General features: G+C 71.7%; 22 protein-coding genes. 15 read left to right on the top strand and 7 right to left on the bottom strand.

Annotation, left to right across the window (positions count from 1 at the left end; translation table 11 throughout):
- A partial coding sequence (locus EJK15_RS71735) for a GNAT family N-acetyltransferase (protein WP_171075088.1) occupies nucleotides 1-722 on the top strand: 722 nt, incomplete at its 5' end.
- 2 nt (nucleotides 723-724) lie between these two features.
- Nucleotides 725-1,696 carry a pentapeptide repeat-containing protein gene (locus EJK15_RS54630; protein ID WP_420847164.1) on the top strand — a complete coding sequence of 324 codons (972 nt, stop codon included), beginning with the start codon at nucleotides 725-727 and terminating at the stop codon, nucleotides 1,694-1,696.
- 24 nt (nucleotides 1,697-1,720) lie between these two features.
- Here EJK15_RS54630 and EJK15_RS54635 read toward each other — a convergent pair whose 3' ends face one another.
- Nucleotides 1,721-2,224, bottom strand: coding sequence for a MarR family winged helix-turn-helix transcriptional regulator (locus EJK15_RS54635; protein ID WP_171075089.1), 504 nt, complete (start codon nucleotides 2,222-2,224; stop codon nucleotides 1,721-1,723).
- Between the two features lie 76 nt (nucleotides 2,225-2,300).
- On the opposite strand from EJK15_RS54635, the gene EJK15_RS54640 reads away from it, so the two are divergent.
- From EJK15_RS54640 to EJK15_RS54650, 3 genes are all read left to right on the top strand, one after another.
- The gene (locus EJK15_RS54640; RefSeq protein WP_138718362.1) at nucleotides 2,301-3,209 is read left to right on the top strand and encodes an EamA family transporter; all 909 of its coding nucleotides are present in this window, start codon (nucleotides 2,301-2,303) and stop codon (nucleotides 3,207-3,209) included.
- Nucleotides 3,209-3,841 (top strand): NAD(P)-dependent oxidoreductase, encoded by a 633-nt coding sequence (locus EJK15_RS54645; RefSeq protein ID WP_138718363.1) that lies wholly within the window; start codon nucleotides 3,209-3,211, stop codon nucleotides 3,839-3,841. The genes EJK15_RS54640 and EJK15_RS54645 overlap by 1 nt, the downstream gene beginning before the upstream one ends.
- A gap of 184 nt (nucleotides 3,842-4,025) precedes the next feature.
- Nucleotides 4,026-4,541, top strand: a complete 516-nt coding sequence (locus EJK15_RS54650) for an FBP domain-containing protein (RefSeq protein WP_138718364.1) — start codon at nucleotides 4,026-4,028, stop codon at nucleotides 4,539-4,541.
- Between the two features lie 409 nt (nucleotides 4,542-4,950).
- Here EJK15_RS54650 and clpX read toward each other — a convergent pair whose 3' ends face one another.
- From clpX to EJK15_RS54670, 4 genes are all read right to left on the bottom strand, one after another.
- On the bottom strand, nucleotides 4,951-6,195 hold the full coding sequence (gene clpX / locus EJK15_RS54655) for an ATP-dependent Clp protease ATP-binding subunit ClpX (RefSeq protein ID WP_138718365.1): 1,245 nt from the start codon (nucleotides 6,193-6,195) through the stop codon (nucleotides 4,951-4,953).
- A 4-nt stretch (nucleotides 6,196-6,199) separates the two neighbouring features.
- Nucleotides 6,200-7,393: a cytochrome P450 gene (locus EJK15_RS54660; protein ID WP_138718366.1), complete on the bottom strand. Its 1,194-nt coding sequence runs from the start codon at nucleotides 7,391-7,393 to the stop codon at nucleotides 6,200-6,202.
- Nucleotides 7,394-7,483: 90 nt separating this feature from the next.
- Nucleotides 7,484-8,089 carry a hypothetical protein gene (locus EJK15_RS54665; RefSeq protein ID WP_138718367.1) on the bottom strand — a complete coding sequence of 202 codons (606 nt, stop codon included), beginning with the start codon at nucleotides 8,087-8,089 and terminating at the stop codon, nucleotides 7,484-7,486.
- A gap of 5 nt (nucleotides 8,090-8,094) precedes the next feature.
- Nucleotides 8,095-8,352, bottom strand: a complete 258-nt coding sequence (locus tag EJK15_RS54670) for a hypothetical protein (protein ID WP_138718368.1) — start codon at nucleotides 8,350-8,352, stop codon at nucleotides 8,095-8,097.
- Nucleotides 8,353-8,637: 285 nt separating this feature from the next.
- Here EJK15_RS54670 and EJK15_RS54675 point away from each other — a divergent pair, with 285 nt between their 5' ends.
- The 7 genes from EJK15_RS54675 (at nucleotide 8,638) to EJK15_RS54705 (ending at nucleotide 15,643) form a co-directional block, all read left to right on the top strand.
- Nucleotides 8,638-9,315, top strand: a complete 678-nt coding sequence (locus EJK15_RS54675; RefSeq protein WP_138718369.1) for a response regulator transcription factor — start codon at nucleotides 8,638-8,640, stop codon at nucleotides 9,313-9,315.
- A 60-nt stretch (nucleotides 9,316-9,375) separates the two neighbouring features.
- On the top strand, nucleotides 9,376-9,759 hold the full coding sequence (locus EJK15_RS54680) for a response regulator (RefSeq protein ID WP_171075090.1): 384 nt from the start codon (nucleotides 9,376-9,378) through the stop codon (nucleotides 9,757-9,759).
- Nucleotides 9,729-12,245, top strand: a complete 2,517-nt coding sequence (locus EJK15_RS54685) for a sensor histidine kinase (protein ID WP_138718371.1) — start codon at nucleotides 9,729-9,731, stop codon at nucleotides 12,243-12,245. Before EJK15_RS54680 ends, EJK15_RS54685 begins: the two co-directional genes overlap by 31 nt.
- Nucleotides 12,246-12,270: 25 nt before the next feature.
- Nucleotides 12,271-13,068 carry a putative protein N(5)-glutamine methyltransferase gene (locus EJK15_RS54690; protein ID WP_138718372.1) on the top strand — a complete coding sequence of 266 codons (798 nt, stop codon included), beginning with the start codon at nucleotides 12,271-12,273 and terminating at the stop codon, nucleotides 13,066-13,068.
- A gap of 20 nt (nucleotides 13,069-13,088) precedes the next feature.
- Nucleotides 13,089-13,715 carry a TetR/AcrR family transcriptional regulator C-terminal domain-containing protein gene (locus tag EJK15_RS54695; RefSeq protein WP_240777814.1) on the top strand — a complete coding sequence of 209 codons (627 nt, stop codon included), beginning with the start codon at nucleotides 13,089-13,091 and terminating at the stop codon, nucleotides 13,713-13,715.
- Between the two features lie 103 nt (nucleotides 13,716-13,818).
- Nucleotides 13,819-14,286: a CBS domain-containing protein gene (locus EJK15_RS54700; protein ID WP_138718373.1), complete on the top strand. Its 468-nt coding sequence runs from the start codon at nucleotides 13,819-13,821 to the stop codon at nucleotides 14,284-14,286.
- A 220-nt stretch (nucleotides 14,287-14,506) separates the two neighbouring features.
- Nucleotides 14,507-15,643, top strand: coding sequence for an esterase-like activity of phytase family protein (locus EJK15_RS54705; protein ID WP_138718374.1), 1,137 nt, complete (start codon nucleotides 14,507-14,509; stop codon nucleotides 15,641-15,643).
- A gap of 140 nt (nucleotides 15,644-15,783) precedes the next feature.
- On the opposite strand, the gene EJK15_RS54710 is transcribed toward EJK15_RS54705, so the two are convergent.
- A complete protein-coding gene (locus EJK15_RS54710) occupies nucleotides 15,784-18,723 on the bottom strand; it encodes a pyridoxamine 5'-phosphate oxidase family protein (RefSeq protein ID WP_138718375.1) in 2,940 nt (979 codons plus the stop codon).
- Nucleotides 18,720-19,472: an HAD family hydrolase gene (locus EJK15_RS54715; RefSeq protein ID WP_138718376.1), complete on the bottom strand. Its 753-nt coding sequence runs from the start codon at nucleotides 19,470-19,472 to the stop codon at nucleotides 18,720-18,722. Before EJK15_RS54715 ends, EJK15_RS54710 begins: the two co-directional genes overlap by 4 nt.
- A gap of 226 nt (nucleotides 19,473-19,698) precedes the next feature.
- Here EJK15_RS54715 and EJK15_RS54720 point away from each other — a divergent pair, with 226 nt between their 5' ends.
- From EJK15_RS54720 to EJK15_RS54730, 3 genes are read left to right on the top strand one after another with little or no spacing between them, the layout of a single operon-like run.
- The gene (locus tag EJK15_RS54720) at nucleotides 19,699-20,331 is read left to right on the top strand and encodes a TetR/AcrR family transcriptional regulator (protein ID WP_138718377.1); all 633 of its coding nucleotides are present in this window, start codon (nucleotides 19,699-19,701) and stop codon (nucleotides 20,329-20,331) included.
- 1 nt (nucleotide 20,332) lies between these two features.
- Nucleotides 20,333-20,773, top strand: a complete 441-nt coding sequence (locus EJK15_RS54725; protein ID WP_138718378.1) for an acyl-CoA thioesterase — start codon at nucleotides 20,333-20,335, stop codon at nucleotides 20,771-20,773.
- Nucleotides 20,767-21,144, top strand: coding sequence for a hypothetical protein (locus EJK15_RS54730; protein WP_138718379.1), 378 nt, complete (start codon nucleotides 20,767-20,769; stop codon nucleotides 21,142-21,144). Before EJK15_RS54725 ends, EJK15_RS54730 begins: the two co-directional genes overlap by 7 nt.
- Nucleotides 21,145-21,387 lie beyond the last annotated feature (243 nt).

The following is a 21,387-nucleotide window of genomic DNA, read 5'->3' on the forward strand; positions in this document are numbered from 1 at the left end:
GGGTGGAGCGGGTGGGCGGCGTGGTACGGCAGGTCGGTCCCGAACACGGATGGAACGGCGTCGTCTGGTCGGACCTCGACGACGACGGCGCCGACGCGGCGGTCGCCGAGCAGGTCCGCTACTTCCGGTCGCTGGGAAGGGCGTTCGAGTGGAAGCTCTACGGCCACGACCGGCCCGCCGACCTCGACCGCAGGCTCCTGGCGGCCGGGTTCACGGCCGAGCCGCCCGAGACCCTCATGGTCGCCGAGACCGCCCGGGCCGCCGCCCAGAGCGGCGAGGCCGCCGGTCCGCGAGCCGGCGCCGCGCTGCCCGAGGGGGTTCGCCTGGTCCAGGTGACCGATCAGGACGGTGTGGAGCTCATGGCCGACGTCCACGAGCGGGCCTTCGGCGCCACCCGCGACCGGATCGGGGAAGGCCTGCTCGCCCGGCTCGCCGCCGGCGATGTCGTCGCGGTCGTCGCCATGGCGGGCGACGTGCCGGTCAGCGCCGCCCGCATGGAACTGCACCCGGGCACCCGGTTCGCGAGCCTGTGGGGCGGCGGCACCGTGCCGGAGTGGCGCGGTCGCGGCGTCTATCGTGCGCTGGTCGCCTGCCGCGCCGAGGCCGCGGCCGCGCGTGGGTTCACGTATCTGCAGGTCGACGCCTCCAGCCAGAGCCGGCCCATCCTGGCACGGCTCGGGTTCGCGGCGCTCACCACGACGACGCCGTACGTGCGTCCTTGAGTATTCTTGATCTGCCGCCCGTCCACGAGGAGACCAGCACGTTGCCCGGAACGAACCCGCGCGAGCTCGGCCTGCTGGCCGACTGCGACAACTGCTTCGGGCTGTGCTGCGTAGCGCTGCCGTTCTCGGCCTCGGCCGACTTCGCCGCCGGCAAGGCCGCCGGAGAGCCGTGCCGCAACCTGCGCGACGACTTCCGCTGCTCCATCCACGAGCAGCTGAGGCAGCGCGGCTATCCCGGGTGCACGGTGTTCGACTGCTTCGGGGCGGGGCAGAAGGTCTCGCAGGTCACGTTCGAGGGCCGGAGCTGGCGGCAGGCGCCGGGCACGGCGGGGCAGATGTACGCGGTGTTCCCGGTCATGCGGCAGCTGCACGAGCTGCTGTGGTATGTGGCGGAGGCGCTGTCGCTGGAGTCCGCCGGGCAGATCCACGCCGAGCTGCGGCAGGCCCTCGAGGAGACCGAGCGGCTCAGCCGGGAGAGCGCCGACGTGCTGGAGAAGCTCGACGTGGCGGCGCATCGGACCGAGGTCAACGTGCTGCTGTCGCGGACGAGTGAGCTGGTCAGGGCCGGGCAGCCGGGCAAGGATCACAGGGGAGCGGATCTGATCGGGGCCAGGCTCAAGGGTGCCGATCTGCGAGGAGCCAACCTTCGGGGCGCCTACCTGATCGGGGCGGATTTGAGGGGCGCCGATGTGCGGCAGGCCGATCTGATCGGGGCCGACCTGCGGGGTGCGGATCTGGCGGGCGCCGATCTCACCGGCGCCATCTTCCTCACTCAGGCCCAGCTCAACGCCGCCAAGGGCGACGCCGCCACCCGCCTCCCGCCCGCGCTCACCCGCCCTTCGCACTGGCCGGACACCCGGAGCGAGGCCGGCACCCAGACCCGCGCCAAGCCCGGATCAGGCGGCCGGAGCAAGCCCGTGCCCGGCGATCGGGGCAGGTCGGGCGGGGCCGGACGGCGATCGCGCCGCCGCTGAAGGCGGTCTCGGCCTCCGTTCCGGTCATGACAGGTCGGTGACGTCGCCGAGTGACTCCAGCAGGTCGCGCAGGGTGCGGGCGAGTTCGTCGCGGCGCTCGCCGCTCAGCGCGGCCAGTACGCGGTGTTCGGTGGCGATGTGGTCGGGGAGCACGCGGTCGATCAGCGTGTGCCCGTCCGCGGTGAGCGTCACGTACACGCCGCGACCGTCCGAATCGCTCGGCGTGCGCGCCACCAGGCCGCGCGCCTCCAGGCGGTCGAGCCGCTGCGTGACCGCGCCCGAGGTGACCATGGACGCGCGCATCAGCTCGGCGGGCGTCAGCCGGTGCGGGGGGTCGCTGCGGCGCAGCGTGGCCAGCACGTCGAACGAGGCCCTGTCGAGGCCGTGGGCGGCGAACGTACGGCGCAGCTCCGCGTCGATCAGCCGGTAGAGCCGCGACAGCCGCCCGATCACCGCCATCGGGGAAACGTCCAGGTCGGGGCGCTGGGCGTGCCATTGCTTGAGCACGAGGTCGACGTGATCTGCCACGGCTCCACCCTACCGATGTCTTAGTGGTGAGGTAAATCACTGGCCAAGTCGCTTAGCGCTGAGATACTTTGTCTTAGTGCTAAGTAATCGATGGGGAATCGTCCTGCTGACCGCGCTGACCCCCGCCATCTGGGGGACCACCTACCTCGTCACCACCGAGTTCCTGCCGCCCGACCGGCCCCTGCTGGCCGCGGTGATCCGGGCCCTGCCCGCCGGGATCGTGCTCGTCGCCATCACGCGCCGACTGCCCCAGGGGATCTGGTGGTGGCGCGCGCTGGTGCTCGGGGCGCTCAACATCGGAATGTTCAACGCATTGCTGTTCGTGGGCGCGTACCGGCTGCCCGGAGGGGTGGCCGCAACCGTCGGCGCCATTCAGCCCCTGCTGGTCGCCCTGCTGTCGGCCGGGCTGCTGCGCGAGCGGCTGACCCCGCGCACCATGGTCGCCGCCGTGGCGGGCGTGGCCGGGGTCGGGCTGCTCGTGCTGCGGGCCGACGCACGGCTGGACGCCATCGGCGTGGCCGCCGCACTGGGCGGCGCGGCGGTCATGGCGGCCGGGGTCGTGCTGAGCAAGCGGTGGCAGTCGCCCGCGCCGCTGCTGGCCACAACCGGCTGGCAGCTCGTGGCCGGCGGCCTGCTGGTGCTCCCCGTGGCACTGGCCGTCGAAGGGATGCCGCCCGCCACGCTGACCACCGCCAACCTCGCCGGTTACGCCTACCTCGCGATCATCGGGTCCGCCCTCGCCTACGCCCTGTGGTTCCGCGGGTTGCGGGCGCTGTCGGCGACCAAGGTCACGTTCCTCGGCCTGCTCAGCCCCGTGGTGGCCACCGCGCTCGGCTGGGCCGTGCTCGGCCAGCAGCTCGCCGCCCCCCAGGTGCTCGGCGCGCTCATCGTGCTGGCCGCACTCGTCGCCGCCCAGATCCAGCCCAGCCGCACACGGCCGCTCCCGGCGGCCACCCCACGCGTACTGATCGGAAAGGAATCCTGATGCGCATCACCGTTTTCGGAGCGACCGGAGCCGTCGGCGGCCGGGTGGTGGCCGAGGCGCTCTCGCGCGGCCACGAGGTGACCGCCGTCGCCCGCGACCCCGCCCGCCTGCCCCCCACCGCGGCCCGAGTGGTCACGGGTGACGCCTCGGACGCCGAGGACGTGGCCACGCTGAGCGCCGGCCAGGATCTGGTGATCAGCGCCACCCGCCCGGCCCCCGGGTACGAGGACGACCTGGTCACCACCGCCAAAGCGCTCCTGGCCGGCCTGGCCAGGACCGGGGTGCGGCTGCTGCTCGTCGGCGGCGCGGCCGGGCTCACCGTGCCCGGCACCGGCGGTCTCACCGTCGTGGAGACGCCGGACTTCCCGCCCGCGTTGCGGCCCATCGCGCTGGCCTGCAACGGGCAGCTCGACGCCTGCCGCGCCGAGACGGGCGTCGACTGGGCGTACCTGAGCCCGCCGGCGCTGCTCGAGCCGGGGGAGCGTACCGGCGTCTACCGGCTCGGCCGTGATGAACTGCTGGCCGACGCGGCGGGCAGGTCGGCGATCTCCATGGAGGACCTCGCCGTGGCGCTGCTGGACGAGGCCGAGCGCCCCAGGCACCACCGGGCCAGGTTCACCGTCGCCTACTGAACGTCCGCCTAGCATGATCGGGGCCGGCCGCGAAGACGGCGCCCGCGTCCGGCTGCTCGGCGCGGTCGGCGCCGGCGTGCGCGGCCGCCCGCCCGGTTCTGCCGGCGACGCTCTGACATAAATGATTTGTGGCCGCATCCTAGTATGTCTAGGCTCTTTCCTAGAGTCACTAGGAAAGAGAGTCATGAAGCCCATCACCGAGCACGACGTCCGCGCCTCCTTCGTCAACTGCTCCAAAGGGGAGGCCCGCAGACTCGGCCTCCCGCGGAACCTCTCCGCTCTTCCCTGGCCCGACCTGGACTTCCTGGGCTGGCGCGACCCGGGGGCGCCCGAGCGAGCCTACCTGGTCGCCGAACGCGACGGCGGGCTCGTCGGCGTGGCGCTGCGGCCTGCTCAGGACGTACGCAGGAGCTTCGCCAAGAGCACCCTGTGCTCCGTCTGCGTGACCCCGCACGCGGGAACCGGCGTCGCCCTGTTCACCGCGCCCCGGGTCGGCGCCGCCGGCCGGCAGGGCAACACGGTGGGCATCTACATGTGTGCCGACCTGGACTGCTCCCTTTACGTGCGCGGCCGGAAGCAGACCGAGCTGGGCGTGCGGTTCGAGTCGCTCACGGCAGCGGAGCGGATCGTCCGGGCCGTAGCCAACCTGGACGGCTTCCTCGACAGGGTGCTCGACGACAACCTGGGGGCCACCGCCTGAGTGTTTGGTGGGGGCGACGTTCAGCCTGCGCCGGCGGACGGGAAGGGCCGTCTGCGGCGTCATCCGGCTCCAGCGGCTCCGCGATTCCCAGCGAGGGATTCGCGGGCGGGTGGCCGCCGGTGTGAACGTCGCCCATGACTTGGACAGCCCATCCACGCCCGGCGGTTCCACGTTCGCGGCGAAAAGTGCCCCAAGGGAAGGTATGCGGTTTCCCCGGAGCTCCTGATTCGATCGAGAGGAAACACGCATGATCGGCATGCCCGAAACCGGTCCGGCCCCGCGCTCCGTGGGCCGGCCCTGCAGCGGGTCACCGCCGAGCAGCCTGCCCGAGGCGCCCGGCCGCTGCTGCTGATCCACGGGTCTTGTAGGGGCTGCTCCGGCACCAGCTCGGCTTCCTCAGGAGTCACATCTAGGCGGACTTGCGCGGGCGATGATCGCGGGGCACCAGGGTCGGGTTGACGTTGTCGAGCACCGTGTCGCGAGTGATCACGACGCGGGCCACGTCATCCCGGCTCGGCACCTCGTACATCACGTTGAGCAGCACCTCCTCCAGGATCGCGCGGGTGGCCCTGGCGCCCGTGCGTCGCAGCAGCGCCTGCTCGGCGACGGCTGCCACCGCGTCCTGCTCGAACTCGAGCTCGACGCCGTCCAGCTCCAGCAGCCTCTGGTACTGCTTGATCAGGGCGTTGCGCGGCTCGGTGAGCACCCGCACCAGCGCCTCCCGATCGAGCGGCCGCAGCGTCGTCAGCACGGGGAGCCTGCCGGTGAGCTCGGGGATCAGCCCGTACTTGACCAGGTCCTGGGGCATGACCTGGGACAGCACGTCTTCGTCGCTCTCGCCCCGCAGCAGTCCCCCGAACCCGGAGCCCCTGCGGACCACCCGCCGCTCGACGATCTCCTCCAGACCGGCGAACGCGCCGCCGGCGATGAACAGCACGTTCGTGGTGTCGATCTGGATGAAGTCCTGGTGCGGGTGCTTGCGCCCGCCCTGCGGCGGCACGCTCGCGACCGTGCCCTCCAGGATCTTCAGCAGCGCCTGCTGGACGCCCTCACCCGAGACGTCGCGCGTGATCGACGGGTTCTCGCTCTTTCGCGCGATCTTGTCGATCTCGTCGATGTAGACGATCCCGGTCTCGGCCTTCCTGACGTCGAAGTCGGCCGCCTGGATGAGCTTGAGCAGGATGTTCTCGACGTCGTCGCCGACGTACCCGCTCTCGGTGAGCGCGGTGGCGTCGGCGATGGCGAACGGCACGTCCAGCATCCGCGCCAGCGTCTGCACCAGGTACGTCTTGCCGCTGCCGGTCGGGCCGACCAGCAGGATGTTGGACTTGCCCAGCTCGACCGGCTCCTCCTCGCCGGCCGGCGACCGCAGGCGCTTGTAATGGTTGTAGACCGCCACCGACAGCGCCTTCTTGGCCTGCTCCTGCCCGATCACGTACTGGTCGAGGAACGCGTGGATCTCCCGCGGCCTGGGCGGCTCCCGCTCCTCGCCGCCCGAGGCCGCGAGCTCCTCGGTGATGAGCTCGGTGCACAGCTCCACGCACTCGTCGCAGATGTGGACGGTCGGCGGGCCCGCGATGAGCTTGCGGACCTCCTGCTGGGTCTTGCCGCAGAACGAGCACGTCAGCTCGCCGCTCTTGCCGATGCGGGCCACCGGCTCAGCCCGCCGGGCGCAGGGTCACGGGCAGGGACAGCACCCGCCACGTGCCCGGGTCGGGAGTGTGCCGGGGGTCTTCAGCGAGCGTCAGATCGGGGAAACGGCGCAGCAGCGCACCGAGCGCGATCGCGGTCTGCACGCGGGCCGGCGACGCTCCGACGCAGAAGTGCGGCCCGTGCGCGAACCCGAGATGCGCCGACGGCTCCCGCCCGATGTCGAACAGGTCCGGCTCCTCGATCACGCGCGGATCCCGGTTCGCGGCGGGGATCGCGGCGACGACGGGCACGCCCTTGGGCACGGGCACGCCGCCGATCTCGATCTCCTCCGTGGTGAACCGAGGGAAGGTCAGCAACTGTGGCCCGCACCAGCGGATCAGCTCCTCGACGGCGCGCGGCATGAGGCCCGGGTCGGCGCGCAGCGCGGCGAGCTGCCCGGGGTGGGCGTGCAGGGTCACCACGGCGTTGGCGATGAGGTTCGTCGGCGTCTGGCCGCCCAGCACGAGCTGCCAGACCAGGGCGATCAGCTCCCCTTCGCCGAGCCGGTCGCCGTCCTCCTCCTGGATGCGGGCCAGATCCGAGAGCAGGTCGGCGCCCGGCTCACTCTTGGCCCTGGCGACCGCCGCCTTGGCGCCATCCATGATCCCCGGGATGGCCTGCGCGAACGCGTCGCCGTGGCCGGCCGCGACCGCGGCGCCGTACTCCCGCCAGCGGGGGCGGTCGGCGACGGGGATGCCGACCATCTCGCAGATCACCTCGATCGGCAGCGGCCGCGCGAAGTGCGCCAGCAGGTCCACCGTGCCGTCCTCGGCGACGTGCTCGGGCAGCTCGTCGAGCAGGCCCTCGACGATCCGCTCGATCTGCGGCCCGAACTCCGCCGCCTTGCGCGGCGTGAACGCCGGCGCCACCAGCCTGCGCAGCCGCGCGTGCTCGGCGCCGTTCATCTCGGTCATGGAGCGCATGTACGGCAGGCAGTCGGCCGGCACGTCCGGCCGCTGCTGGAAGGTGCTCTCGCTGGTCTCCAGCCGCGGGTCGGTCAGCATCGCCCGGGCCTCCTCGTGCCGCAACACGGCCCAGAACTCGAACCCGGGCGCAACCAGGCGTGCGACGGGCGACTCCGCCCCGGCCCGTGTGTACGCGGAGAAGGGGTCCTGCAGCACCGCGACGTCGGTCAGGTCGATCTCAGGCACGTCGGTCATCGCCACTCCGATTCAAATGATCCAATCATCTGAATGTTCACGGTATCTTGGCTGTGGACGTACGGCAATCGAGGAGCACGATGGTGCGATTCACTGGGGCGCAGGCGCAGGAGCGGGCCGTACGCGCATCTCGTGCGGGTGCTCACCGCTGAACGCCGCCGCCCCCAGCACCTCCCCACGCCGGACGATCTCGACCGTGACGAACTGCGCCCGCCTGGGATGGCGGGAAACCCGGACCGAAGTGGCGTAGCAGGCCGCCGCTATTTCCGGGCCGAACGCCTCGAAGTCCGCCGCGGAAATTCCGGCCCGCAGCAACAGGAAGGCCTTTTCCCCGAGCGCGGTCGGCGTTATCCAGAGCACCAGCGGAATTCTGCCCTTTCTCGTGTGCATCGGCGTCTCCATGCAGACCCGCTGCAGCCGGTGCCGGGAGAAGACGCACCAGAAGTGCCGGCTGAGCCATTTCCGCCCGGCCGGGACCGTGGCCGGGACGCTGACGGAGCCGGCGAGCGCGAGGAACGCCAGCCACCACCCCTGCGCGGCGGCCGTCGCCAGCACCACCGCGGCCCCGGCCGCCGCCGCGAACGACACGATCTCCGTACGCCACCGCCACAGCAGCACGACCGGGCTCGTCCCGCGCGGCGGGAGGAGGTCCTCGATGGACAGGTGCGGCTTGTGGCGTACGTTGCGATCGGACATGGCGATCAGCTCCAGGACCCGGAACGCGCCGGTGGAAGTGCCTCCGGAACCCAGGGTGCGCCGGCGCCCACGCGGGCGGCCCCCTTCAGGGCGTCGAAGCGCGGGTCGCGGTAGCGCCGCGCGCCGAAGCCCGTCCTGGTGACCGTCCATCCCCGTGCGCGGGCCCGCTCGTCCTGGCCCGCGCAGAGCGATCGGTCGGCGCGGTCGAGGAGCTCCCCGGCCCACGACCTGAATCGCGATACTCGCTCCGTGATGCTGAACATCGCGGCCCCCACTTCCTTTCGAAGTGCATCAGTCGAATCGCTCGATATCCCCCAGAAGGCCGAGCCAGGTACGGCCGGCGATCATTTCGGCCGCCCGCGCGGCCGTCGCTGAATCCCGTTGAGCACAGTTTCCCCCCGCTCCGCCAATTAGCCGATAAAGCTGGCTTCCGAATTCGTGGTTCGGTTTTCCGCACTGCCGCCCGCCGTCTTTCCACACCCTTGCGCCGCCTGGGCCGGCCCGATCAACGTGTTGAGTGTCCACGGGCACCGGACTACGGTTTGGTGGTGACGTCGCTGCGGATAGTGATCGCCGAGGACAACCTCCTGGTGCGGGCGGGCATCGAGGCCCTGCTCGGCACGGAGGGCGGAGTCGAGGTCATCGGCGTCTGCTCGGGCTACGACGCGTTGATGACGAGCGTCGACCAGGAAAAGCCCGATGTGGTGGTTACGGACATTCGCATGCCGCCGACCTTGACCGACGAGGGGATAAGGGCGGCCACGGCGTTGCGGGACACGCATCCGGAGCTCGCGGTCCTCGTCCTGTCGCAGTTTCTCGACCCCAGCTATCTGCTGGCCCTGATCGCCCAGGGCAGCAGCCGGCGCGGATATCTGCTGAAGGAGCGCATCGCCGCCCCTGGGGAGCTGGTCTCGGCGGTGCGCACGGTCGCCTCCGGCGGGTCGTTCATCGACTCCGTGGTCGTGGACTCGCTGGTGTCCGCCAAGGCCCGCAACGAGGGAGGTGTGCTGCGGCAGCTGACGCCCAGGGAGCGCGAGACCCTGGCCGAGGTGGCCGCGGGAAGATCGAACCTCGCCATCGCGGCCCGGTTCGGGGTCTCCGAGCGCGCTGTGGAGAAGTACATCAACTCGATCTTCCTGAAGCTCGGGCTGCGCGGTGACCGGGACACCAACCGGAGAGTCAAGGCCGTCTTGATGTTCCTCGATTCCGATGCGTCATCGAGATAGCGAGCGATAGTGATGGTGGCACCACCGACAGACCGGCGATCCGGTGCGACCATCTGCCATGTGAAGCGACACCTCGTTCCCGTACTCGTGGTGGACGATCTGCCGTCGTTCCGCCGGGCCGTGGCCGGCGTGATAGCGGTGGCGGACGGTTTCGAGCTGGCAGGTGAGGCGGCCAGCGGCGAGGAGGCCCTCGGCTTCCTCCGGGATCACCCGGTCGGCGTGGTGCTGATGGACGTGAACATGCCGGGGATGGGGGGTCTCGAAGCGGCTCGGCAGATCAGGTGCCGGCATCCCGAGGTCGTGGTCGTCCTGTTGTCGGTCGACAACACGGAGGACCTGCCCCGGGAGGCGATGGTGATGGGCGCCCTCTACCGGCACAAGGACCGCTTCGGCCCGGACGAACTGGAGGCGTTGTGGGACGACGGGGGGCACGCGGTGTTCTAGCCGGTCTGCGGGGGCACGCCATCATCGAGATCGGCGCACCCGAATGGGAGCGGCTGCGCACGTACATCCAGGCGGACCTGATCGGCGTGCTGGTCGCCGCCACCTGGCTGGCCGTGCTGCGCGCCACGGGCGCCGTCCGCAGCGGCTGGATCGTCGCGATCGTCGTCCTGCTCCTGGTCATGGCCGCCTTCCTGGTCCGGGCCGTGCACATGATCCACCACTACCGGCGGTTCGCCGCGGTCGTCATCTTCGCGCTCTCGAACTGGCTGGTCGCGCTCATGGTCACCGCGGTCGTGCCGTTCGCGCTCTCCACCCTGACGCTGGCCGTGCTGCTGCCGGTGCTGGTGGCCGTGCAGCACATGAACCACGCGCGGCTGTCGGCGATGCTGGGGGCGACCATGGTGGTCGGCACGGCGCTGGTGATCGTCGGCCGGTTGCTGGACGGGGTGGGCATCGAGGCGGACCCGCCGGTCACCCACGCGCTGGCCATCGTGTTCATCCCCTTCATCGCCGCCCTGGTGTCGCTGGCGGCCTGGCAGAACCACGTGATGCTGGTGGCCAGGGCCGAGGCGCTGCGGGAGTCGCGGGCGCGGCTGGTCGCGGCGGCCGACCGCGAGCGCTGCCAGATCGAGCGGAGCCTGCACGACGGCGCCCAGCAGCGCCTGGTCGTGGCCGCCGTGCAGGCGCGGGTGGCGCAGCGGTTGCTGGCCACGCAGCCCGAGCAGGCAGGGCCGCTGCTGGCGCGGCTGTCGGACGATCTCCAGGAGGCGGGGGCGGAGCTGCGTAACCTGGCGCACGGGATCTATCCGCCGCAGCTCGCCCAGTACGGGCTGGAGACGGCGCTGCGGGCGGCGGCGTGGCACTCCCCGCTGCCGACCGCGATCGAGTCGGCAGGGATCGGCCGCTACCCGCCGGAGATCGAGATCAACATCTACTTCTGCCTGCTGGAGGCGCTGCAGAACGCGATCAAGCACGCGGGGGGCGAGGCCACCGTCACGATCCTCCTGCAGGACCGCAACGGCCTCTCGTTCGACTTCCGCGACACCGGCGCCGGAACGAGTCCCGGCGTGATCCAGGCCGGGTCCGGCATCACCACCATGAACGACCGCCTCAGCGCCATCGGCGGCACCCTCACCATCGACACCCGGCCCGGCGGCGGCCTGCACCTGCACGGCCACCTGCCCCGCTCCGTGCTGGAGAGCGCCGGCGTCGAGCGGGCCAGGCGGGAGCGGGGGAGCGCCGTCCAGGCGGTGCTCCAGAGGATCTGGGAGCTCGTCGCCCGCGCGTACGCCAGGATCCAGCGCGACCCCCACCCGCACCGGTACATCGCCACCGGCCTGCTGGCGATGCTGACGGTCGCGCTGGCGGCGGGCGGGCTGTCCCTCGCGGCCTTCGCCGGCACGCGCACGCCCTGGCTGCTCGTCCTGGCGGGCGCGGGCGGCGCCGTCGCGCTGCTCGCCGTCGCGGCCCTGCGCGTCATCAAGCGCGGCCCCATCGAGCGCGCCATCGCCCTGTCCGCGGCCATCACGTGGTGCTTCGCCCTGGCCCTGACCGCGACGATCCCCGACGCCCTGCCCTACGCCGCGCTCGTCGTGGTGGTGCCCGTCCTGCTGTCCGTCGCCTACCTGCCGCGCCACCGCTTCAAGGTCATCATGGCCTGTACGATCGCGGTCGCGGTCGCGGTCACGCTGGCCGGCCGCTTCCTCGACGGCATCGGGCTCGAAGAACCGCTCTGGCTCGTCGACCTCCTCGTCATCGCCGCGGTCGTGCTGGCCTTCACCAGGGCCTCCTATCTCGCCTGGCAGAACCACGTCATGCTGGTGGCCAGGGCCGAGGCGCTCCAGGAGTCCAGGGCGCGACTGGTGGCCGCGGCCGACCGCGAGCGCCGCGAGATCGAGCGGAACCTGCACGACGGCGCCCAGCAGCGCGTGGTGGCGGCGGCCGTGCAGGCGCGGGTGGCGCAGCGGCTGCTGACCACGCAGCCCGAGCAGACAGGGCCGCTGCTGGCGCAGCTGTCGGACGACCTGCGGGAGGCGGGGGCGGAGCTGCGTAACCTGGCGCACGGGATCTATCCGCCGCAGCTCGCCGAGTACGGGCTGGAGGCGGCGTTACGGGCGGCGGCGCGGCACTCTCCGCTGCCGACCGCGATCCAGTCGGCGGGGATCGGCCGCTACCCGCCGGAGATCGAGATCAACATCTACTTCTGCCTGCTGGAGGCGCTGCAGAACGCGATCAAGCACGCCGGCGAGAAGGCCACCGTCACCATCACGATGGAGGACAAGGACGGGCTGTCGTTCGACTTCCGCGACACCGGTAACGGGGCGGCACCGGACCTGATCCACGCCGGTCACGGCATCACCAACATGTACGACCGGCTCGGCGCGATCGGCGGCACCCTCACCATCGACGCCAGACCCGGCGCCGGGCTGCACCTGCACGCCACCATCCCGAGGGACGCCCTCCTGGGGCGGCCCGCCGGGATGTGACCAGGCTCTGGTAGGAATGACCCCCATGTCGGTTTTTTCATCACCCCTCCCTGCGGCTGACATCGTCGCCAGGCTCCGGACTGCAGGCTGCGTGTTCGCCGAGGACGAGGCCGAGCTGCTCGTCGCCACCGCGCGCAGCCCTGCCGAGCTGGCCGCCATGGTGGATCGCCGGGTCGCCGGCCGGCCGCTCGAGCACGTGCTGGGCTGGGCCGAGTTCTGCGGCCTGCGGCTGGTCGTGGAGCCTGGGGTGTTCGTGCCGCGGCCCCGTACCGAGTTCCTGATCGGGGAGGCCGTCGCCCTGGCCCGCGAGAGTCCCGGGACGCCGGTCGTCCTCGACCTGTGCTGCGGCACGGGCGCGATGGGCGCGGCGGTGGCCGCCGGGCTGGCAGGGGCGGCCGAGCTGCACGCCGCCGACCTCGACCCCGCCGCCGTGCGCTGCGCCCGCCGCAACCTGCCCGGCGGTCACGTGTACGAGGGCGACCTGTACGAGCCGCTGCCCGCCACGCTCCGGGGCCGGGTCGGCATCCTGATCGCCAGCCCGCCCTACGTGCCCACAGCGTCGGTCGGGCTGCTGCCTCCCGAGGCCCGCCTGCACGAGCCGCTGGTGGCGCTCGACGGCGGCGACGACGGGCTCGACGTCGTACGGCGGGTGATCGCCCAGGCACCGGAGTGGCTCGCGCCCGGCGGCCATCTGCTGGTCGAGACGAGCGAACGCCAGGCGGCCGAGACCGTCCGCGCCGTCGAACGCGCCGGCCTGGCGGCGCGCGCGGCGAGCTCCGGCGAGCTGGACGCCACCGCCGTCATCGGCACCCGACTTCCTTAGCGCTGTTAAGGTAACGGGCGATGGTACAAAAGGGACTGGACCGCGAGAGCGTCGTCCGCGCCGCGCTGGAGCTGCTCGACGAGGCGGGGCTGGACGGCCTGTCCGTCCGCCGCCTGGCAGCCCGCCTCGGCGTGCAGAACCCCGCGCTCTACTGGCACTTCCGCAACAAGCAGGAGCTGCTCGACGAGATGGCCCGCGAGCTGCTCGCCCCCGACATGGGCGGGCCGCGGGAGGGGGAGACCTGGCGGGATTGGCTCACCCGCCGGGCGCACCGCTACCGGCGCGTGCTGCTCAGCCACCGCGACGGGGCGCGGCTGATCGCCGGGAGCGACCCCGGGCCGGGCGTGGCGCGTGCCTTCGAGGCGGAGCTCGAGGTCATGACCGGGCTCGGGTTCACGCCGGCGCAGGGCCTGCACGCCGTCAGCTCCATCAGCCACTACACCCTCGGCTTCGTGCTGAACGAGCAGGCGCGACGCGAGCGCCAGGCCCGCGGCGACGCCCGGGACCTCGCCGCGTACGCCGCCGAGTTCCCCTTCACGGTCGCCGGCGTCCGCGAGGGCGGCGCCCCGACCAGCGACGAGGCGTACGCCCACGGCCTGTGGCTCATCCTCGACGGCATCGCCGTGTCCATCGCACAGCTCTCCTGATCTACGTTGTAAAGGGCGCCGGATGCTGATGCCAATTCCGGGTGCGGCCCGCGCGCCTTTGCCGGGCCGGAGAGGGAAGGACTGGTAGTGGGGGTGAAGTGTCATGGGTATCGAATCGCTGATCGCCGAGCAGGTGATGAGCCGGGTCCTGGTCGCCGTCAAGCCCGGCGAGTCGCCGTTGATGGCGTGGGAGCTGATGCGGCGCGCGGGCGTGCACCATCTGCCGGTCGTGGAGGGCCCGCACCTGCTGGGCGTGCTGTCCCGTGAGGACCTGGCGGCCTCGTGGTCCGGGGGGCCGTGGGAGCAGTCCGCCCGCCAGGTGGTTTCGCTGCTGGTGGGCGAGCGCCGGCCGCGGGTGCGGCCGGACACGCCGTTGCCGCGGGTCGCGGCGGTCATGACGGATGCCGGGTGCGACGCGGTGCCGGTCGTCACCGAGCGCAGGCTGGTCGGGCTGATCACGGCCAGGGACGTGGTGGCGGCGGTGGCGGGGCGTACCCGGGTGTCCGCCGGGGCCGGGGAGGTCGTGACGGGCATGTTCCACCTCGAGCCCGTGCTGCCGGAAGGAAGCTGAGCGTCGCTGTTTCCGTGTGGGGCAGGTGTCTGCCCCGCACGGTTCTTTTTTTCTGCGTTATTTTCCTGCTGGAATTTGCCCCGTTTCAGAGTGCGGTGTGTGGTTATCTGGTGCTCTACCTGCGTGGACTTCCCCGGTAATCCGCGATTTCATTTTCTCCGTCAGTTCAGTCGGCGGCCCTTGAATTGTGGGGGAGCAAATGGCTCGTACGCGGAGAATAATGGCAATTGCCGTCGCGTTCGCGGTGGCGGCGGTGAATGTCGCGCAGCCTGCGACGGCGGCCGGGCGGCGGGAGCCGGTGCGGATCACCCGCTTCCTGGGGGAGCAGCGGCTGCCGCACATGATGCGGTTCGAGGGGACCGCCGTGGGCGGCCTGTCCGGGATCGACCGGGATCCGCGCACCGGCGCCTGGTACTTCATCTCCGACGACCGGTGGCGCTACAACCCGGCCCGCTTCTACACCGGCCGGCTGGACATCGACCAGGCGTCGGGGGCGTTCATGGGGGTGCGGCTGACCGGGGTCACGACGCTCACCAGGGCCGATGGCACGCCGTACCCCGGGTATGGCCAGCCGGAGTCGGCCGATCCGGAGACGATCAGGTTCGACCGGTGGAGCGGTCGGCTGCTGTGGGGCGACGAGGGAGACCGGCCGGACCCCAGGAACCCGCACATCCCGATCTCCCCCTCGGCCGTGCGCGCGATGGACCTCCAAGGGCGGCACGTGGACCGGCTGCGGCTGCCGCTCAACCTGAGGCTGACGGGCGCCGAGCGGGGGCCGCGGCGCAACTTCGGCTTCGAGGGGCTGGCCGTCACGGCCCGTACGATCACCGCCGTGACGGAGGGCCCGCGCTACGAGGACGGGCCGCTGCCGACGGCGGAGCGCGGCTCGCCGGCGCGGCTGACCGTGTGGGGCCGGCAGGGCGACCTGCGCGGCCAGTACGTCTACCCGCTCGACTCGCTGCCCGCCGCGCCGATCCCGCCCACCGGCGAGGCCGACAGCGGGGTGTCGGAGATCCTGCCCATCGACGACTACCGCTACCTGGCGCTCGAACGTTCCTGGATCGAGGGTGTGAACTACCGGGTGAAGCTCTACGAGATCGACCTGCGCGGCGCCACGAACGTGCTGGGCCGGCGGAGCCTGGCGGGCGGCTGGCCGTACCAGCCGGTGGCCAAGCGCCTGGTCCATGACCTGAGCCTGGTCCGCTCGCCGGTGCAGAACCTGGAGAGCCTGGCGTGGGGGCCGCGCCTGGCCAGTGGCGAGTGCACGCTGGTGATCGGGTCGGACGACAACTTCCACCAGGCCGAGGCGACGCAGTTCCTGGCGTTCGCCGCGACGGGTTGCCGGATGCTGTCCTGAACCCGCTGTCGGCCCCGGCCGCCACGGGCCGTCGCCGCCCACGCGCCGTCCGCCGTCCGCCGACCGCCGTCCGCCGTCCGCCGACCGTGCGGGCGGCCGGCGGCGGCCGTGCGAGTGGCCCGCGGCGGGCAGGCGAGCGGCTACAGGCCGTGGATGCGGCGGCCGCTGATCTGGTGGGGGACGATGCGGACGTAGAGGTGCCGTTCGCCACCCGCCCACGGAGTGACGCCGGTGGCGGTCACGTCGTCGGCCTCCTCCGGCGGCACGTGGTGGCACGGCCCCTGCACGAGGACGCTCCAGCCCTCCCGGTTGGTCTCGTCGATCATGTCGATCTCGAAGGCGATCTTGATGTCGACGCCCTCCAGCCCCGTACGCAGGTCCTGGTCCATGGGACCGCCGGAGGCGGTGCGGAAGACGATGGCCCCCTTGTGCATCTTGTAGTTGACCGGCAGCACCGTCGGCCCGTGCGAGCCGTTGAACGCCACCCGCCCGATCCCGCCCGGCTCGATCAGTCGCCGGCACTCCTGCTCGTCCATCACCTCCAGCGTGGGATGGGCCATGGCGGGACCGCGCCCGGGCGGCCGTTCCCGGCCTGCGCCGAGCAGCTCGTCGACCGTCGTCTGCAGGGCGTCGGCCAGGCGGTAGAGGCAGCCGGTGTCCGGGGTGTCGGGGTTCTCCTCGAGATACTTCAGATACCCCGGCGACGTGTCGGCGCGCTCGGCGACCTGCTCGCGGGTCAGCCCGAGGCGCTCACGGTGGTGGATGATGCGACGTCCGAGGTCGCCGGTTCCAGTCATGATCGCTTCTCCTCGTCTGTAGAAACGGCGCGCGGTGCCGTTGACGCGTGCGTCCTGGTGGTCGGCGTCGATGAAGATCTGCCGGCCGTGGTAGCGGATCGGCAGGGACAGCAGGCCGAGCCGGCCGGGCAGCAGCGGGTTCAGCCGCAGCCCGTCCCGCCGCAGCTCCAGGCCCAGGTAGCAGCGCTGCAGCAGATCGAGCGTGCCGCCCATGGCGCCCAGGTGGATGCCTTCGGCGGTGGTGCCGCCCTGGACGTCCTTGATGTCGCTGTAGAGGGCCTCGGTGAAGAACCGCCAGGACTGCGCCCGGTTGGAGCGGGCCAGCACCCAGGCGTGCACGACCGCGCTGAGCGTCGAGCCGTGGCTGGTGCGCTCCAGGTAGTAGGAGACCGTGCGGGGGATCAGGTCCGGCTTGGCGGGGTGGCCGAGCCGGTTCAGGATGTCGCCCAGCTCCTCGGCGGTCAGCAGGTAGAAGAGCATCAGCGTGTCGGCCTGCTTGGAGGCCTTGTAGCGGTTGACGTCGTCGCCGTCGGCCTCCAGGGCGCGGTCCAGGCGGCGCACGCCCCGGTAGCGGTCCCAGTCGAGCTCTTCGAGGTCGGCGTATCCGCTGAACTGGCTGATGACGCCATCGTGGAAGTCGACGCGCAGGCGGCGGCTGATGTCGTCCCAGCGGTCCAGCTCGGCCGCGGCGGGCGCCAGGTCGGGGGCCAGGCAGGAGGTCTCGCGGGCGCGCGTCATCAGCCACGCGGTCATGACGTTGGTGTAGGCGTTGTTGTCCAGGCCGGGCGCGGTGGAGCCCGGATACTTCTCGTGGTATTCGTCGGGGCCCATGACGCCGCGGATCTCGTACCGCTCGCCGTGCCGCACCGCCATCGAGGCGAAGAACCTGGCGATCTCGAACAGCAGCTCGGCGCACCACGGCGGCATCGAACCGGTCGCCAGATAGTGCTGCCACACGTTGTAGGCGATGGCCAGGCCGACGTGCCGCTGCAGGTGCGAGTTGTCGGGCAGCCAGCGGCCCGAGACGGGGTTGAGGTGCAGCGTCTGGGCCTCCTCGCGGCCGTCGCTGCCGCTCTGCCAGGGGAACATCGCGCCCTCGAACCCGGCCGCCCTGGCCCCGTCCCTGGCCTCGGGCAGGCGCCGCCAGCGGTAGCGCAGCAGGCCCACCGAGATCTCGGGGAAGCGCAGGTCGAGCCAGGGCTGCACGAACAGCTCGTCCCAGAACACGTGGCCCCGGTACGCCTCGCCGTGCAGGCCGCGGGCGGGCACACCGGCGTCGAGGTCGGCGGTGTGCGGGGAAAGGGTCTGCAGCAGGTGGAAGATGTGCAGGCGGACGACCTGCGTCAGCTCGGGGCCGTCCACGTCGAGCCGGGCACGCCGCCACAGCCGGGCCCAGGCGGCCTCGTGGCGGGCCAGCAGTTCGTCGAAGCGCGGGGCGCGGCGTACGTGGCGCAGGGCCGCCGAGCGGGCGTCGTGGCTGGCGTGGTCGCGCGAGGTGGTCAGCGCCACGGTCTTGGTGAGCGTGGCGGGCTCGCCTTCGACGAGTTCGAGCACGAGCTCGGAGGTGATGTGATCGTCCGCCCGCTCGACCAGGCCGGGGGCCGCGCCCCGGGCCGTGCTCTGGACCAGAGCCTGGGGGTTGGCGGTGTCGATCCGGCCGGCCAGCGCGACGGTGATGCGGGAGCATCGGGTGACGGCGGTCACCCAGGCGATGTCGTCCTGCGTGCCGGTGGCGTGGCGGGTCAGGTGGTCGCCGCGCAGGTCGCGGTAGCGGGCGACGCCCCGGTTGGTCACCCGCCCGTCCAGCGTGGCCCGCACGCGCAGCGGCCCCGACCAGTTCTCGGCGGTGAACGTGGTCTCCATCGCCGCCAGGAAGGGGTCGGCCATCGACACCACGCGGCGCTGGCGTAGCGCGGTGATGCGGCCGGCGCCGTCGCGCCAGCGCAGGTCCCGCGCCAGCACCCCGCGCCGCACGTCCAGCTCGTGACGGTAGTGCAGCAGGTCGGCCCGCTGCGGCCGGAACCAGCCGGAGCCGGGCGGGGCGAACGTCAGCGGCAGCCAGTCGGGCAGATTGACGAGGTCCTCGTTGGTCACGGTACGGCCCGCGACGACGGAGTCGATCCGGTCGTAGCAGCCGGCCACGTACGTGCCGGGTGTGCGCGGCTCGCCGTCGGGCGTGGCGCCCCGCGTGGCGAACCTGCCGTTGCCCACCGTGCACAGCGCCTCGCGCAGCCCCTCGCCCGCGGGGTCGAAGCCGTCGTAGACGAGCGTCCAGGCGTTCATAGCAGGCTCACGGGCACACGCCCTGCCACGCTCGCCTCGGCCAGGTCCTCGACGACGGCGTCCGCCCCGGCGGCGCGCATCGCCGCCGCCTGCGAGCCGCTCCGGTCCACTGCGACCACCAGCCCGAAGCCGCCCCTCCGGCCGGCCTCCACACCCGGCAGCGCGTCCTCCACGATCGCCACCTCGGCGGCGGGCAGCTCCAGGCGGTGCGCGGCCTCCAGGAACAGCCCCGGATCCGGCTTGCCCGGCAGGCCCAGCTCAGCGGCGTCGTTACCGTCCACGAGCACGTCGAACAGGTGCAGCAGGCCCGCCGACGACACGACCGCGCGGCAGTGCCGGCTGGCCGAGACCACCGCCGTACGGCAGCCGCGCCGCCGCAGCTCGTGCAGCAGCGTCACGGTGGAGGGGAACGCGGCCACGCCGTGCTTGCCGATCTCCTCTACGAACAGCGCGTCCTTGGCCAGCCCGAGCCCGCGCACGGTGGCCGCGCCGGGCTCGTCGCCGGGGCCGCCCTCGGGCAGGGAGATGCCGCGGGAGGCGAGGAACGTCCGCACCCCGTCCAGACGCGGCCGCCCGTCCACGTGCGCCAGGTAGTCGGCGCGGACGTCGAACGGCGCCGAGCGGCGGCCCCGCAGGAAGGCGTCGAACACGTGCTTCCACGCGGCCGCGTGCACCCGTGCCGTGTCGGTGACCACGCCGTCGGTGTCGAAGACGACCGCGCGCAGCTTGGTCAGGTCGAAGGTGGCCATGCCTGGACGCTACCCGCGCACGAGCCGCCCAGCCATGTGCCGCCGGACCCGGTCCGGCGGGACCTCCCGCCCTGCATCGTCCCAGGCCCGCGCCCCATGGCCGCATCGGCAAGTTCCCGGCCCCATCCTGCCGGGCGCGCTGTCGTGCGAGAGAGGCAGGACCAGACGCAACGCCACGGCGAGGCCAGTTAGACGAACGATCGGTCGTTAATATAGTGTCGGCCGTATGACACAAGACGGTCGGCGGCTGCGCGGGTTGCGCAGCCGCGAGACGATCCTCCAGCAGGCGGTGGGATTGGCCTCCGTCGAAGGGCTGGACGGGCTGTCCCTGGGACGGCTGGCGGCGGCGGCCGGCGTCAGCAAGTCCGGATTCTTCGCGCACTGGCGCGACAAGGAGCAACTGCAGCTCGACGCCGTGGAGTGGGCCGCCCGCCAGTGGACCGAGCAGGTGGTGGGGCCCGCCCTGAGCGCCCCCGCCGGCGTACGGCGCCTGTTCGCGCTGCATGAGGCGCGGCTGACGTTCTACGGCGATGGCGTGCTGCCCGGCGGGTGCTTCTTCTTCGCCGTGCAGGCCGAGTTCGACGACCGTCCCGGAGCCGTCCACGACCGGGTCGCGCGGGCCATGCGCGAGTGGCAGGAGTTCATCCGCCGGCTGGTGGCGGAGGCCGTGACGCTGGGAGAGCTGGCCGCGAGCGTGGATCCGGCGCAGCTCGCGTACGAGATCGACGCGCTCGGCGAGATGGTGATCATCCATTCCCGGCTGTACGAGGGGCCGGCCGCCCTCGTTCATGCCCGACGCGCCGTTCTCCAGCGCCTGCGCGCGCTCTGCCCCGACCCAGCGCTTCTTCCGGAGGACTGACATGATTGCAGGCGGCGTTCACGAGCCGGTCCAGGTGCATTTCGACGACCTTGACGCGATGGGGCTGTTGCACAACTCGCGGTACGCCTTGCTGGTCGAGCGGGCGATCGCCGCGTACTGGCACCGTCTCGGCTGGGCGGCCGACCCCGGCCGGTCGGCGTTCAAGGACGTGTTCCTGGCTGTGCGAGAGTTCAAGGTGACCTACAACGTGCCCATCGCCGGCGTGGGCGAACCGTTGGTGCACTTCTGGATGGATCGGATGGGACGCACCAGCGGGGTGTACGGCTTTCGCGTGTTGTCCCCGGATCGCGCCGTGGTGCACGCCGAGGGCTACCGCGTCAACGTCAACCTGGACCCGGCCACCCTGCGGCCGGCGCCGTTCAGCGACGAGCTGCGCGCCGCCGCAGCACCTCTGCTGCTGGCCGAGGCGGCGCCGTGCTGAGGTCGCGCTGGATCGCCGGACCGGCCGGGGAGCAGCCGGGCCCGCTGGTGGCCGCCCTGACGGACTTCCGCATGAACCGGGCGCTCGACCTGCCCGGCATCGCCCGGCGCGGCCGGTCGCTGAGCCGCCTGTGGCCGGAACTGCCCGGCGCGGTGGGCATGTGGTTGTGGGTGGATCTGGTCAACCGCAGGGTCGGCTCCCTGTCGGTATGGCGCGATGAGGACGATCTCCAGGAGTTCGTACGGCTGCGTGCGCACGTTCAGATCATGCGCGAATACCGGCATCGCGGCACGCTCCGCTCCCGTACATGGCGGATCGGCACCCTGGACAGAGCCGCCCTGTGGGGCGCTCTGACCTCCTCCTCCGCCTGATGTCCTCGGCCGCCTGAAACGGACGGCGGACGCCCGTACCAAAAAATCTTGAAAAAACTTCCGGGAGAGTGTCGGATCGGGGTCTTCCCGTTCGCAGCGTACGCGGAGGGCCGGATGAGCCGGCCACGCAGACGCGAGGATGATGACCTGTCTCTTATACCCATCTAAAAAAAAAGATAAGACTTTGATTTCCTAAAGTCATTCAATTTTTTAAAAAAATCAAGATATTCTGAAAAAAAATCA

Origin of the sequence: Nonomuraea basaltis, assembly GCF_005893125.1 — a bacterium.
Classification (GTDB): Bacteria; Actinomycetota; Actinomycetes; order Streptosporangiales; family Streptosporangiaceae; genus Nonomuraea; species Nonomuraea basaltis.